The sequence below is a fragment of the Microbacterium resistens genome (assembly GCF_021172025.1).
Classification (GTDB): domain Bacteria; phylum Actinomycetota; class Actinomycetes; order Actinomycetales; family Microbacteriaceae; genus Microbacterium; species Microbacterium resistens.
Window position 1 is genome coordinate 1,203,354 of record NZ_CP082781.1, and the last position, 13,332, is coordinate 1,216,685.

Consider the following 13,332-nt stretch of genomic DNA (forward strand, 5'->3'; position numbering starts at 1 on the left):
CCCGCGAGAACACGTGCTCTCCGCAGAAACACGGGTCCTCCGCGGAAGCACGGGTCCTCCGCCCGGGGCGTGATCCTCCGTATGAGCGCGTGATCTCCGCGGTACAGAATCCGTCCCGGAGGACAACACCCCTTCGCGCGGACGAATGTCGGTCAACCCTCCGCCGATGCGCGGGATCTCCGCCGACGCGCGCGATCTCCGCACGAGATTGCGACGAGCGACGGCGGGTCGGCCGTCGCTCAGAGCTGTGTCACTCGCCGTCGAGCGAGAGCTCCTGCGGAAGCTCGAACTCCCGCCGGGACAGCTCCTCGATGTTGACGTCCTTGAACGTGAGCACACGCACGGCCTTCACGAAGCGGTCCGCCCGGTAGATGTCCCAGACCCAGACGTCGGTCATGGACACCTCGAAGTAGAAGTCGTGCTCGGTGTCCCGGCGGACGACGTTGACGTCGTTCGCGAGATAGAAGCGGCGCTCGGTCTCGATCACGTAGGCGAACTGCGAGACCACGTCGCGGTACTCGCGATACAGGGCGAGCTCGAGCTCACGGTCGTAGTCGTCGAAGGCGTCCTCATCCATATCCGTCCATCCTAGGCCGTGCGGGCCGCTGCCGACGCCCCGTCGCCGACGGGTCAGAAGAGCGTGGGGGCCTCCGCGATCGCCCACGACGACCGGTGCAGCGGGCTCAGCCCGAGCCGGCGGATCGCGTCACGGTGCTCCGGGCTCGCATAGCCCTTGTTCCGCTCCCACTGGTAGTCGGGGTGGGTCTCGTGGAGGTCGACCATGAGGGCGTCGCGCGCGACCTTCGCGATGACCGACGCGGCGGACACGGAGGCGCAGTCGCGGTCGCCCTTCACGACCGTGCGCACGGTGACGGAGGACGGGTGGACCGCGGACAGGTAGTCGTGGTTCCCGTCGAGGATGACGAGCGCCGTGGCCGGGTCCACGGCGTCGGCGCACGCGGCGATCAGCGCACGCGAGGCGGCGAGCCCGAGCGCGCGCATGATCCCGACCTCGTCGATCTCCGCGTTATCGGCCCAGCCGACGGCGCTGGACAGCACCCACCCCTGGGCACGGGCGGCGACGTCGGCACGACGGGCGGACGGCACGAGCTTGGAGTCGCGCAGCCCCTCGGGCACGCGTCGCCGGGCACCCGAGGCGTCGATGATCGCGGCGCCGACCGCGACCGGGCCGGCCAGGGCGCCTCGGCCGACCTCGTCGAGCGCGATGATGTGCTGGTGCTCGCGCAGCAGGCGGCGCTCCAGCGTCAGCCGAGGCGCGACGACGGTCACCGCGCGTCCTCCTCGCGCTCCCGCTCCTCGACGCCGTTGAACACGGCGTAGTGGCCGTCGATGAGCCCGAACCGGTCGAAGGGCCAGCTGATGAGGAACGCGCGTCCGACGACGTTGTCGAGCGGGACGAAGCCGTTCCCGGGCTGGTCCTGGTTGTACCGGGAGTCCTGGGATCGGTCGCGGTTGTCGCCGAGCACCCACACCGATCCGGCGGGGACGGTGACGTCGAACGGGATCTCCGACGCGAGCGTGTCCCCCGGGGGGAGCTTGAGGTACGACGACTCGTCGATCGGAGAGCCGTTGACCGTGATCTGGCCGAGCGAGTTGCAGCACTGCACCCGGTCGCCCGGGAGTCCGATCACCCGCTTCACGAGGTGGTCGTCCGAGTCCGGCGCCGCGATGCCGACGATCGTCAGGAGCCACTCCCCCGCCTCCAGCAGGGGCGATCGCGGAGGCTGCGGCTCACTCGGCGGCAGCCACCCGCCGGGGTCCTTGAAGACGACGACGTCACCGCGGTGATACGGGTTCCAGCGGGGCGTGATCTCGTCGACGAGGATCCGGTCCTTGACCAGGAGCGTGTCCTCCATGGAGCTGGAGGGGATGAAGAAGCTGCGCACGATGAAGCTCTTCACCAGGAAGGAGACGAGTACGGCGACGAGCACGATGACGAGCACGTCTCTCAGGAACACGAGCCAGCCGCGACGGCGCGACGGGGCACGGCGGTCGCGGCGCAGCGCAGCCGGAGCGGAGGCGGTCTCGTCTGTCATCGGCTTCCTTCACGAGGGGAACGGCCGCCTCGTGACGGCCTCTCTAGCGTCGCACACGTCGGGGAGAACAGAGCACCCCGGGACACCGTGTCCCGGGGTGCTCTGTGATGGATCGGCGCGTCAGTTCTCGCGCTTCTCCTTGATCTTCGCCTTCTTGCCGCGGAGGTTGCGCAGGTAGTAGAGCTTCGCGCGACGCACGTCACCGCGGGTGACGACCTCGATGTGGTCGATCACCGGGGAGTGCACCGGGAAGACGCGCTCGACGCCGACCTGGAAGCTGATCTTGCGGACCGTGAAGGTCTCGCGCACGCCGTCGCCCTGGCGGCCGATGACGACGCCCTGGAAGACCTGGATGCGGGAGCGGTTGCCCTCGGTGATGTTCACGTGCACCTTCACGGTGTCGCCGGGGCCGAAGGCGGGGATGTCGGAGTGGAGCGAAGCCGCGTCGACGGCGTCGAGGATCTGCATGATCGTCTCTCTCTGCACTCGCCTCAGGTCGCGTGCACTCGGAAGGAAGGAAGGATGGTGTGTGTCGAACGGCGCGCAGGGCGTCCGCAGGCTCCCCTGAGGCAGAGCCGGGTCACGGCACAAGGATTCATTCTGTCATGGATCTCGCACCGTTCCAAAACGCGGACGGCGCCGCGCAGGGTGCGCGTCAGTGCCCGCCGGCGTCGCCGGGGCGTCCTGCCTCCGCGATCACGATGACCTCGCCGCGCGGCGTCCCCCGGACCGGCCCGCTGCGGTCATCACCGCCGATCGTGGTCGCCCAGACCGTCTCGGACTCGGCGACGACGCGGCGCCCGCCCCGCGCCTCGGTCCACAGCTGCCAGAGCGACGACCAGAACAGGGCGAGGAACGCCGCGATCGCGCCGGTGAGGAGCCAGGCGAAGGCCCCCTCCGGGAAGCAGCCCACCGCGACCGTGAGGCCGTGCCACACCGTGAAGCCCAGCACGTCCCACCACGACACCGCTCGCTCGGCCCGGACCGAGGGACGCGCGCGCACGAGCAGCAGGAGCACGAGCTGCCCCACCAGCACCGACGGCACGGCGATGAAGAGGACCCAGAGGAACGCCCATCCGCCCGCCTGGAACACGCCCCAGCCCACGAGGAGCCATACCGGCAGCACGGCCGCCGCCAGCGGGAGCCATCGGAAGAACACGCGCCGCAACCACATACCGAGATCGTACGTCGCTCCCGTCCGGCGGGCGCCGATCTTCCGCGATCATGAGCGAAGTCGCAGGCACGGATGCGGGAGAATGGAGGGCGACGAGAGGAACACCCCCGATGATCGAACTGCGCACGCCCACCGAGATCGACGAGATGCGCGCCGCCGGGCGCTTCGTGGCCGAGACGCTGGCGACCCTGCGCGAGGAGACGAAGGTCGGGACCAACCTGCTCGCGATCGACCGCCGCGCGCACGACCTCATCCGCAAGGCCGGCGCGGAGTCGTGCTACATCGACTACCACCCCTCGTTCGGCGCGAGCCCGTTCGGCAAGGTGATCTGCACATCCGTGAACGATGCCGTCCTGCACGGCCTCCCCCACGACTACGCGTTGCGCGACGGCGACCTCGTCTCGCTCGACTTCGCCGTGTCGGTGGACGGGTGGGTGGCGGACTCCGCCGTCTCGTTCGTCGTCGGCACGCCCCGCGACGAGGATCTCCGCCTGATCGACACGACCGAGCGCGCGCTGGACGCGGCCATCGCTGCGGCGACCGTCGGCAATCGCATCGGCGACATCTCCGCCGCGATCGCCGCCGTCGCGCGCGGCGAGGGCTACTCGATCAACACGGACTTCGGCGGCCACGGCGTCGGCCGGATCATGCACGGCGACCCGCACGTGCCCAACGACGGCCGCGCCGGACGGGGCTTCCCGCTGCGCGCAGGTCTCGTCATGGCGCTCGAGCCCTGGTTCCTCGCCACGACGGACGAGCTGATCACCGACCCGGACGGCTGGACGCTGCGCAGCGGCGACGGCTCGCGGGGCGCGCACTCCGAGCACACCATCGCGGTCACGGAGGACGGCCCGATCATCCTCACCGACCGTTCCTTCCTCGGCGTCGACTGACCGCACTCAGGCGGGCGGCGACGCTTCCCCGCCGCGGCCTCGGCTGTCATCCTGGGTCCATGATCCCGCAGGACCGCCCCGTGCCGCATCGGCTCTTCCTCGCGCGCCACGGCCAGACGGCCTGGAACCGGGAGGGACGTCTGCAGGGACAGCTCGACTCGCCGTTGACCTCGGACGGCGTCGCCCATGCCCAGGAGATCGCACGCCGAGTGCGCGGTCGCGGCATCCGGACCATCTGTTCGAGTCCGCTCGGCCGGGCGGTGCGCACCGCCGAGATCATTGCCGAGATCCTGGAGGCCGAGGTCGTCCTCGTCCCCGGTCTCGCGGAGATCCATCATGGAACCCTGGCGGGACGGACCTGGGCCGAGATCGAGGCCGAGCTCCCGGGCACTCGCGCGGAGCGTGCGGACAACCGCTACGGATGGGCCTTCCCCGGGGGTGAGAGCTACGCCCAGGCCCGCGGCCGGGTGCGGCAGGCGCTCGAGCACTGCACGGAGGTCGCCGACGGCGTTCCGCTGCTCATCTCCCACGAGATGATCGGACGGATGCTCCGCGGCGAGATGCGGGGGCTGAGCCCGCACGCCTCGTTGGACCTCCGGCATCCCCACGGGGTGGTCTTCGAGCTCACGCACGAGGCGGAGCGGGTGCTCTGACGCGCTCAGCCGTCGAGCAGGTCGGGCCTGCGGGCGGCGGTCCGTTCCACCTGCTGCTCGCGGCGCCAGCGCGCGATCCGGCCGTGATCGCCGCTGAGCAGGATCTCCGGCACCGCACGGTCGCGCCAGACGGACGGCTTCGTGTAGGACGGGTACTCGAGAAGGCCGTCCTCGTGCGATTCCTCGACCAGGCTGTCCGGATTGCCGACCACGCCGGGAATGAGCCGGCCGATGGCCTCGACCATCGCCATGGTGGCCACTTCCCCGCCGTTGAGGACGTAGTCGCCGAGGCTCAGCAGCCGCACGTCGCCGAGCTCGGCCGCATAGTCGAACACGCGCTCGTCGATGCCCTCGTACCGGCCGCATCCGAAGACGAGATGATCGTGTTCCGCGAGCGTGCGGGCGGTCGCCTGGGTGAAGACCTCCCCCGCCGGGGAGGGGAACACGATGGTGGGACGCGCGGCGGCGCCGTCGGCCGCGACCAGTGCGTCCAGCGCCTCGCCCCAGGGCTCGGGCTTCATGACCATGCCCGCGCCGCCGCCGTAGGGGGTGTCGTCCACGGTCCGGTGGCGATCGTGCGTCCACTCGCGCAGGTCGTGCACGCGAAGATCGATGAGGCCGCTCTCCTGCGCCCTGCCGAGCAGTGACAGGGTCAGGCCGTCGAAGTACGACGGGAAGATCGAGACGACGTCAATCCGCACCGGGCGCGTCCTGCTCGTCCGCGGGCGCCGCCGCCTCGTCGGCCAGCTCCTCGAACAGTCCCGGCGGAGGCGTCACCACCAGGCGTCCGGCGGCGATGTCGACCGTCGGGACGATCGCGGAGACGAACGGCACCATGACCTCCGCCGCATCTCCGGAGACGCCGGCCCGGCGGACGATGAGCAGATCCTGTGCCGGAAGGTGATCGACGCGGATCACGCGCCCGACGACGACGTCGTCGCGCACGACCTCCAGCCCGACGAGCTGATGGTCGTACCAGGCGTCCTCCTCGGGCGCCTCGGTCTCGTCCTGGTCCATCCAGAGGATCGCCCGGACCAGGCTCTCCGCCGCGGTCCGGTCCTCGACGTCCTCGAAGAAGACGACGGAGCTGCCATTCATCACCCGATAGTCGCGCACCGTGAGCGACTTCCCGTGCCAGGGAGACGCCTCGGGGACCTGCAGCGTGAACGACGCCCCGGGCACGAACCGCCCCGCCGGATCGTCGGTGTAGAGCTCCAGCTTGAGCGCGCCCTTCAGCCCGTGCGCCTTGACGAGCCGGCCCACGCGCAGCTGGTTCCGTCCTCCTGCGCGCCCGTTCGCGGGCACGTCAGTCGTCCGCGACGTCGACACGGACGCGCCGCCCGTCCGCGAGCGCGGAGACGAGCGTGCGCAGAGCCTTGGCGGTGCGGCCGCCGCGCCCGATCACGCGCCCACGGTCGTCCGGGTGCACACGCACCTCGAGCAGTTCGCCTCGCGGCGACGTGGATGCGGTGATGCGCACATCCTCCGGGTGATCGACGATCCCCGTGACGATGTGTTCGAGCGCGGCGGCGAGCACGGCGGATTACTCGGCGTCGGTCGCGGCCTCGGCCGCGTCCTCGACCGGCGCCTCGGCGGGAGCCTCCTCAGCGGGAGTCTCCTTCTTCTCCGCCTTGGGCTTGATGACCGACTTCTTGGCGGCGTCGGCCTCGAAGGCCGGCTTCGCCTCGGCGACCTTGAGCGTGGACTTCGCGTCCTTCTCGCCCTTGAAGGTGCCCCAGTCGCCCGTGATCTTGAGGATGGCGGTGACCTGCTCGGTGGGCTGGGCGCCCACGGACAGCCAGTACTGCGCGCGCTCCGAGTCGACCTCGATGAACGAGGGCTCCTCGGTCGGGTGGTACTTGCCGATCTCCTCGATCACACGACCGTCGCGCTTGGTGCGCGAGTCGGCCACGACGATGCGGTAGTAGGGCGCACGGACCTTGCCGAGGCGCTTGAGACGAATCTTGACAGCCACGATTCTCCTGAATGGTGTGGAAGGAACGAACTGGTCACCTGGAGCGTGGGGTGCACACCCGGTGGAAGCTCTTCGGGTGGATGGCGCGCTGGATAGAGGGTCGAGCGGGCCGTCCGACCCTCTATTCTGCCAGATCGCCCGCCCCGCCGCGAACCGCGTCACGGCGCGCCACGGCCGCGTTCGTGACGCCGCGCGTCAGGGACACGGGGAACGGGCGGCGCCGCGTGCCAGACTGTGCGGGTGACGATCCGCTTCGCCGAATCCGCGCGCTCGACGGTCGGCGTCGAGTGGGAGCTGATGCTCGCCGATCCCCTCTCCGGGGATCTCGTCGGGCGCGCCCCCGAACTGCTGGCCGCGCTGGAGGACGACAGCGCGGCGGAGCGCCACACCGTCACCGGCGAGCTGCTCACCAACACGATCGAGGTCACCAGCGGCGTGGGCGCCACCGTCGCGCACGCGATCGACGACGTCCGCCGGGCGATCCAGGCCGTCCGCGCGGCGACGGATCCCGCCGGCATCGCGCTGCTGTCGGCGGGCAGCCATCCCTTCGCACAGTGGTACGACCAGCGGGTCAGCGACAAGACCCGCTACCACACCCTCATCGATCGCACCCAGTGGTGGGGGCGGAACATGATGATCTGGGGGATCCACGTCCATGTCGGGATCGAGGACCGTGACAAGGTGCTCCCGATCATCGGCGCGCTGACCGCCTATCTCCCGCATCTGCAGGCCCTCGCCGCCTCGAGCCCGTTCTGGGCGGGCGAGCGCACCGGATACGCGTCCAACCGCGCGCTCGTGTTCCAGCAGCTGCCGACCGCGGGATTGCCGTGGCCGCTGACCACCTGGGCCGAGTTCGAGGCCTACCTGGAGGACATGCGCAGGACGGGGGTGATGGCCGATGCCACCGAGGTGCGCTGGGACATCCGGCCCGCACCCCGCTGGGGCACGATCGAGGTGCGCGCCTGCGACGGCCTGTCGACGCTGCCCGAGCTCGCCGCCGTCGCGGCGCTGGTCCAGACTCTCGTCGAGAGGTTCTCCCGCGAGCTCGACGAGGGCCGGACCCTCCCGACCCTGCCGCCGTGGTTCCACCGCGAGAACAAGTGGCGTGCGGCGCGGTACGGACTCGACGCCGAGGTCATCGTGGACTCCTCGGGATCGCAGCGGCCGGTCCGCGAGCACCTCGCCGAGACGCTCGAGCTCCTGGCCCCGGTCGCGCTGGACCTGCAGTGCCCCGCCGAGCTCACCCGGGTGGCGGGGATCCTCGACACCGGGGCGAGCTACGCCCGCCAGCTCGCGGTCGCGGACGCGCAGGGCGACCTGCGGGCCGTCGTCGCGCATCTCATGGAGGAGTTCCGTGCAGGGCTCGACTGAGCCCGCCGCTCAGCGCTCGCCCGACTCCGCCAGCCGGCGCGCCAGCCCCTCGTCGAGCACCACGTCGGTGACGAGCCCGGCGGAGATCGCCGCCTGGAGGCTCGGGAGCTTCTGGAGCCCGGCGACGACACAGAGACGCCGCGGCACACGACGCAACCGGTCGAGCGTCGGCCCGGTGGCCCTCGCGTTGAGACGGATGTCCTGCCAGGTGCCGTCCGCACGGAAGAAGACCGTCGCGACGTCTCCGATGGCACGATCCTCGCGCAGGCTCCGGTAGTCGTCACGGCTGAGGTAGCCGCCGACGTACACGCGGCTGGGCACCTCGGCCGTCGGTGAGCCCAGGCTGAACACCGCGATGTCCATCTTCGCCTGAAGGTCCAGCACGCGCCGCGTGCTGCGCTCGCGCCACATCGCCTCCCGCGTGAGGGGGTCGTCGAAGAAGGCCGGCACGGGGAACAGCTGCACCTGTGCGCCGAAGGCCCGACCGAACCGCTGCAGGATGTCGCTCGAATACTCCAGACCGCTCGTCTGCGTGTTGCCCGCACCGTTGAGCTGGACGACGGTGGTTCCATGGGTCTCCTGCTGGCCGAGCTCGCGGCTGACCGCGCTGATCGTCGACCCCCACGCGATCCCGACGACCATGTTCGAGTCCACGAAGGACGTCAGCAGCCGGCCCGCGGTGAGCGCCACGCGCTCGAGACGCTCCACCTCGGTCACGCTCTCCGACATCGGCACGACATGGGCGGAGACGCGCAGACGCTGATGGATGCTCTCCTCGAGCATGCCGGCGCGCTCGAACGGCGAGTTGATCCGGATGTCCACCAGCCCGACCTGACGCGCGAAGCTCAGCAGGCGCGAGACCGACGAGCGCGAGGTGCCCAGCTCCTCGGCGATGACCTCCATGGTCTTGTCCTGCATGTAGTAGAGCTGCGCGGCGGTGAGCGCGGCTTCGAGCTTCGCATCGCGCGTCCGTGCATCCTGAGAGCCCATGTCCGACCCCCTTTCCCCCCGATCCTTGCACATTCGTGCACGGAGGTTGCGCAAAGTGCCGAAGGAGTCGATGCTGTGAGCAAGCTCGACGTGATGAGCAGGCAGGAAAGGGGACGACGATGACCGAGCAGCTCTCGTCCGCGCAGGAGCGCACCGATGTCCGACGGGTCCGGGAGGCCGGCCGCACGACCGTTCTGGTGATCGGCGGCGGGATCAACGGCATCTCGACCTTCCGTGAACTGGCTCTGCAGGGCGTCGACGTCGTGCTGGCCGAGCGCGGGGACTTCGCCTCCGGAGCGTCGGCCGCCTCCAGCCACATGGTCCACGGCGGCATCCGCTACCTCGAGAACGGCGAGTTCCGCCTGGTCAACGAATCGGTGCACGAGCGCAACGGACTGCTGAAGATCGCGCCGCACTACGTCAAGCCCCTCCAGACCACGATCCCGATCTACTCGACCTTCTCCGGGATCCTGTCGGCGCCGCTGCGCTTCCTCACGCACAAGTCCGGCAAGCCGAAGGAGCGCGGCGCCTTCCTCATCAAGATGGGGCTGATGATCTACGACACCTTCTCGCGCGACGGCGGGACGGTGCCGAGGCACCGCTTCCACGGGCGCAAGAAGTCGCTCGAGGCGCTGCCGATGCTCGATCCGAAGATCAAGTACACCGCCACCTACTACGACGCGTCCATGCACGACCCGGAGCGGCTCGCGCTCGACGTCCTCCAGGATGGCCGGGCCGCGCACCCCGGTGCGGTCGCGCTGAACTACGTCGAGGCCGTGGGGCGCGACGGTGACCGGATCCTCCTGCGCGATCTGGAGACGGGGACCGAGTTCGGCGTGGCGGCGGACGTCGTCGTGAACACCTCTGGCCCCTGGACGGACCTCACCAACGAGGCCCTCGGCACGCAGACGCGGTTCATGGGCGGGACCAAGGGCTCGCACATCGTGCTGGACCACCCGGAGCTGCTCGCGGCAACGGGCGGCCGCGAGATCTTCTTCGAGCACTCCGACGGCCGCATCGTGCTGATCTACCCCCTCAAGGGCCGCGTGCTCGTCGGGACCACCGACATCGACGCCGACCCCCGCGAGATCGCCCTGTGCACGGAGGAGGAGGTCGACTACTTCTTCGAGCTGATCCACCACGTCTTCCCGTCGATCTCCGTCGACCGGGGCCAGATCGTCTACCGCTTCTCCGGGATCCGCCCGCTGCCCCGCCACGAGGACACCGCACCCGGATTCGTGTCGCGCGACTACCGCGTCGAGGTCGACCGCGAGGGCGCCGTGCCGCTGGTGTCGCTCGTCGGCGGCAAGTGGACCACCTTCCGCGCCCTGGGCGAGTCCCTGTCCGACACCGTCCTGGGTCTGATCGACCGCACCCGCACCGTCTCCACGGCCGGGCGCGCGATCGGCGGCGGACGCGACTACCCCGCCGACGACGCGCGCGACGCCTGGCTCGCGCGGAACCTCCCCGGCGCCGGTGCCCGCGCCGAGCTGCTCCTGGCGCGGTACGGCACGCGTGCCGCCGAGGTGTGGGAGCACATCGAGCAGGGCCCGGACACCCCCCTGGCCGGCGGCGCCGTCTCCACCCGGGAACTGGAGTGGATGGTCGAGAACGAGCTCGTCGTACGCCTCGCCGACATCGTCCTGCGCCGCACCAGCCTCGCGTTCACCGGCGATGTCGACGAAGCGGTGCTGGAGCAGCTCGCGGCGGCCCTGGCGCCGCTGCTGGGCTGGGACCGCGCCCGGACCGACGCCGAGGTCGACCGCACCCGCGCGCTGCTGAACGAGCGCCACGGACTCGCTCTTCCCTCCCCCGCCCGGGGCTGAGGGCCGCAGGACGCCGCCCTCGATTCGGCTCCACCCACCCAGCACCGGCAGAGGGGTCGGTGCCCCGTGAAAGGTCAAAGAAGACATGACTGAGGTCAACCTCGGGCTCTACTTCCTGTCAGAGCTCGTCGGCACCGCCATGCTGATCCTGCTGGGCTGCGGCGTCGTCGCGAACGTCGCCCTGGTCAAGAACAAGGGATTCGGCGGCGGATTCCTGATGGTCAACTGGGGCTGGGGTCTGGCGGTCTTCGCCGGTGTCCTGGTCTCCGCATACTCCGGCGCGATCCTGAACCCCGCCGTCGGCATCGGCCTGCTGATCGCGAACAAGATCAGCTTCGCGCAGTTCGCCGTCGCCACCGGAGCCGAGCTTCTCGGCGCCATCATCGGTGCGATCCTGTGCTGGCTGGCCTACAAGCAGCACTTCGACGAGGAGCCGGAGCCCGCGAACAAGCTGGGCGTCTTCTCCACGGGGCCGGCGATCCGCTCGTACGGCTGGAACCTGGTCACCGAGATCATCGGCACGTTCGTGCTGGTGTTCGCGATCTTCGCGTTCGCCGACTACGGCGACATCGAGGTCGGCGTCCCCGGGGGCCTCGGCCCGCTGACGGCCCTGCCCGTCGCGCTGGTCGTCGTCGCCATCGGCGCCTCGCTCGGCGGCCCGACCGGCTACGCGATCAACCCCGCGCGTGACCTGGGCCCGCGCATCGCCCACGCGATCCTGCCGATCAAGGGCAAGGGCTCCAGCGACTGGGCGTACTCGTGGGTCCCCGTGGTGGGCCCGCTGATCGGTGGTGCGATCGCCGCGCTGCTCGCTCCGGTCCTGCTGGGCCTGGCCGCCTGATCCCCGAACCCGAAGGAGAAGAACCATGGCCGACTACATCATCGCCATCGACCAGGGCACGACCTCGAGCCGTGCCATCATCTTCGACCGCAAGGGCAGCATCATCGCCACGGGTCAGAAGGAGCACGAGCAGATCCTGCCGAAGGCCGGCTGGGTCGAGCACGACGCCGCGGAGATCTGGGCCAATGTCCAGGAGGTCATCGGCCTCGCGCTGACGCGCGCGCACCTCACGCGTCACGACATCGCGGCGGTGGGCATCACCAACCAGCGCGAGACCGCCGTCGTGTGGGACAAGACGACGGGCAAGCCGGTCTACAACGCCATCGTCTGGCAGGACACCCGCACGCAGGAGATCGTCGACCGCCTCGCCGCCGACGGCGGGGTCGACCGGTTCAAGCCGATCGTGGGCCTGCCGCTGGCGACCTACTTCTCCGGCACCAAGATCGCCTGGATCCTGGAGAACGTCGACGGTGCGCGCGAGAAGGCGGAGGCCGGGGACCTGCTGTTCGGGACCACGGACTCCTGGGTCCTGTGGAACCTCACCGGCGGCGTCAACGGCGGCGTGCACGCCACCGACGTCACCAACGCCTCGCGGACGCTGTTCATGGACCTCGAGACGCTGGAGTGGCGCGACGACATCCTCGAGGCGTTCGGCGTGCCCCGTTCGATGATGCCCGAGATCCGTTCGTCGTCCGAGGTCTACGGCGCGGCGGAGAGCTCGTCGCTGCTGCGCGAGACGCCGATCGCCGGAATCCTCGGCGACCAGCAGGCGGCGACGTTCGGTCAGGCCGCGTTCAACAAGGGCGAGAGCAAGAACACCTACGGCACGGGCTGCTTCCTCATCTTCAACACGGGCGAGGAGATCGTCCACTCGAAGAACGGGCTGCTGACCACCGTCGGCTACAAGCTCGGCGACGCGCCGACGCACTATGCGCTGGAGGGCTCCATCGCCGTCACGGGGTCTCTGATCCAGTGGCTGCGCGACCAGCTCGGCATCATCGACTCCGCCCCGCAGGTGGAGGAGCTCGCCGACAAGGTGGAGGACAACGGCGGCGTGTACATCGTGCCGGCGTTCTCCGGCCTGTTCGCGCCGTACTGGCGTCCGGACGCCCGCGGTGCGATCGTGGGCCTGACCCGCTTCGCGAACAAGAACCACATCGCGCGCGCCGCGCTGGAGGCGGTCGCCTTCCAGACCCGCGACGTGCTCGACGCGGTGAACGCGGATGCCGGGGTGGACCTCACGGAGCTGAAGGTCGACGGCGGAATGGTCGCCAACGACGCGCTCATGCAGTTCCAGGCGGACGTGCTGGGCGTCCCGGTCGTCCGGCCGGTCGTCGCCGAGACCACTGCGCTCGGCGCCGCGTACGCCGCGGGTCTCGCCGTGGGCTTCTGGAGCGGCCTGGACGACCTCTCTGCCAACTGGCAGGAGGACAAGCGCTGGGAGCCGTCGATGGACGAGGGCGAGCGCGACCGTCAGCTGCGCCTGTGGCGCAAGGCCGTCACCAAGTCCATGGACTGGGTCGACGACGACGTGAAGTGATCGTCCACTGAC

At 70.1% G+C, this 13,332-nt stretch carries 16 protein-coding genes; 6 read left to right on the plus strand and 10 right to left on the minus strand.

Annotated elements, in window-relative coordinates:
• Nucleotides 1-250: 250 nt before the first annotated feature.
• The 5 genes from K8F61_RS05870 to K8F61_RS05890 all read right to left on the minus strand — a co-directional run bounded on the left by K8F61_RS05870 (nucleotide 251) and on the right by K8F61_RS05890 (nucleotide 3,231).
• The gene (locus K8F61_RS05870) at nucleotides 251-577 is read right to left on the minus strand and encodes a DUF2469 family protein (RefSeq protein ID WP_067243216.1); all 327 of its coding nucleotides are present in this window, start codon (nucleotides 575-577) and stop codon (nucleotides 251-253) included.
• A gap of 53 nt (nucleotides 578-630) precedes the next feature.
• Nucleotides 631-1,290, minus strand: a complete 660-nt coding sequence (locus tag K8F61_RS05875) for a ribonuclease HII (protein WP_067243215.1) — start codon at nucleotides 1,288-1,290, stop codon at nucleotides 631-633.
• A complete protein-coding gene (gene lepB, locus K8F61_RS05880; protein WP_067243214.1) occupies nucleotides 1,287-2,057 on the minus strand; it encodes a signal peptidase I in 771 nt (256 codons plus the stop codon). The genes K8F61_RS05875 and lepB overlap by 4 nt, the downstream gene beginning before the upstream one ends.
• Nucleotides 2,058-2,177: 120 nt before the next feature.
• Nucleotides 2,178-2,525: a 50S ribosomal protein L19 gene (rplS, locus tag K8F61_RS05885; RefSeq protein WP_231821011.1), complete on the minus strand. Its 348-nt coding sequence runs from the start codon at nucleotides 2,523-2,525 to the stop codon at nucleotides 2,178-2,180.
• Nucleotides 2,526-2,712: 187 nt separating this feature from the next.
• Complete coding sequence (locus tag K8F61_RS05890) at nucleotides 2,713-3,231, minus strand: MFS transporter permease (RefSeq protein ID WP_231821012.1); 519 nt, start codon at nucleotides 3,229-3,231, stop codon at nucleotides 2,713-2,715.
• A gap of 110 nt (nucleotides 3,232-3,341) precedes the next feature.
• Between K8F61_RS05890 and map the strand changes: the two genes are divergently transcribed.
• Together map and K8F61_RS05900 are read left to right on the plus strand one after the other, a co-directional pair.
• Complete coding sequence (map, locus tag K8F61_RS05895) at nucleotides 3,342-4,124, plus strand: type I methionyl aminopeptidase (RefSeq protein WP_231821013.1); 783 nt, start codon at nucleotides 3,342-3,344, stop codon at nucleotides 4,122-4,124.
• A 59-nt stretch (nucleotides 4,125-4,183) separates the two neighbouring features.
• Nucleotides 4,184-4,777, plus strand: a complete 594-nt coding sequence (locus K8F61_RS05900; protein WP_231821014.1) for a histidine phosphatase family protein — start codon at nucleotides 4,184-4,186, stop codon at nucleotides 4,775-4,777.
• A 5-nt stretch (nucleotides 4,778-4,782) separates the two neighbouring features.
• Here K8F61_RS05900 and trmD read toward each other — a convergent pair whose 3' ends face one another.
• Genes trmD through rpsP form a run of 4 tightly spaced genes read right to left on the minus strand, consistent with a single transcriptional unit; the run spans nucleotide 4,783 to nucleotide 6,752 of the window.
• Nucleotides 4,783-5,478 carry a tRNA (guanosine(37)-N1)-methyltransferase TrmD gene (trmD, locus tag K8F61_RS05905; protein ID WP_219084764.1) on the minus strand — a complete coding sequence of 232 codons (696 nt, stop codon included), beginning with the start codon at nucleotides 5,476-5,478 and terminating at the stop codon, nucleotides 4,783-4,785.
• Nucleotides 5,468-6,082 carry a ribosome maturation factor RimM gene (gene rimM, locus K8F61_RS05910; RefSeq protein WP_067243209.1) on the minus strand — a complete coding sequence of 205 codons (615 nt, stop codon included), beginning with the start codon at nucleotides 6,080-6,082 and terminating at the stop codon, nucleotides 5,468-5,470. Before rimM ends, trmD begins: the two co-directional genes overlap by 11 nt.
• Nucleotide 6,083: 1 nt before the next feature.
• Nucleotides 6,084-6,314: an RNA-binding protein gene (locus tag K8F61_RS05915; protein ID WP_067243208.1), complete on the minus strand. Its 231-nt coding sequence runs from the start codon at nucleotides 6,312-6,314 to the stop codon at nucleotides 6,084-6,086.
• 6 nt (nucleotides 6,315-6,320) lie between these two features.
• Entirely contained in the window at nucleotides 6,321-6,752 is a 432-nt protein-coding gene (gene rpsP, locus K8F61_RS05920; RefSeq protein WP_067243207.1) for a 30S ribosomal protein S16, read from the minus strand.
• A 240-nt stretch (nucleotides 6,753-6,992) separates the two neighbouring features.
• Here rpsP and K8F61_RS05925 point away from each other — a divergent pair, with 240 nt between their 5' ends.
• A complete protein-coding gene (locus K8F61_RS05925) occupies nucleotides 6,993-8,123 on the plus strand; it encodes a glutamate--cysteine ligase (RefSeq protein ID WP_231821015.1) in 1,131 nt (376 codons plus the stop codon).
• Nucleotides 8,124-8,132: 9 nt separating this feature from the next.
• Here the strand turns inward: K8F61_RS05925 and K8F61_RS05930 are convergent, their stop codons facing one another.
• Nucleotides 8,133-9,113 carry a sugar-binding transcriptional regulator gene (locus K8F61_RS05930; protein ID WP_231821016.1) on the minus strand — a complete coding sequence of 327 codons (981 nt, stop codon included), beginning with the start codon at nucleotides 9,111-9,113 and terminating at the stop codon, nucleotides 8,133-8,135.
• A gap of 119 nt (nucleotides 9,114-9,232) precedes the next feature.
• Between K8F61_RS05930 and K8F61_RS05935 the strand changes: the two genes are divergently transcribed.
• The 3 genes from K8F61_RS05935 (at nucleotide 9,233) to glpK (ending at nucleotide 13,320) form a co-directional block, all read left to right on the plus strand.
• Complete coding sequence (locus K8F61_RS05935) at nucleotides 9,233-10,939, plus strand: glycerol-3-phosphate dehydrogenase/oxidase (protein WP_231821017.1); 1,707 nt, start codon at nucleotides 9,233-9,235, stop codon at nucleotides 10,937-10,939.
• Nucleotides 10,940-11,024: 85 nt separating this feature from the next.
• On the plus strand, nucleotides 11,025-11,780 hold the full coding sequence (locus K8F61_RS05940) for an MIP/aquaporin family protein (RefSeq protein WP_067244499.1): 756 nt from the start codon (nucleotides 11,025-11,027) through the stop codon (nucleotides 11,778-11,780).
• Between the two features lie 25 nt (nucleotides 11,781-11,805).
• Nucleotides 11,806-13,320, plus strand: coding sequence for a glycerol kinase GlpK (gene glpK / locus K8F61_RS05945; protein ID WP_067244497.1), 1,515 nt, complete (start codon nucleotides 11,806-11,808; stop codon nucleotides 13,318-13,320).
• The last annotated feature ends 12 nt before the right edge of the window (nucleotides 13,321-13,332 follow it).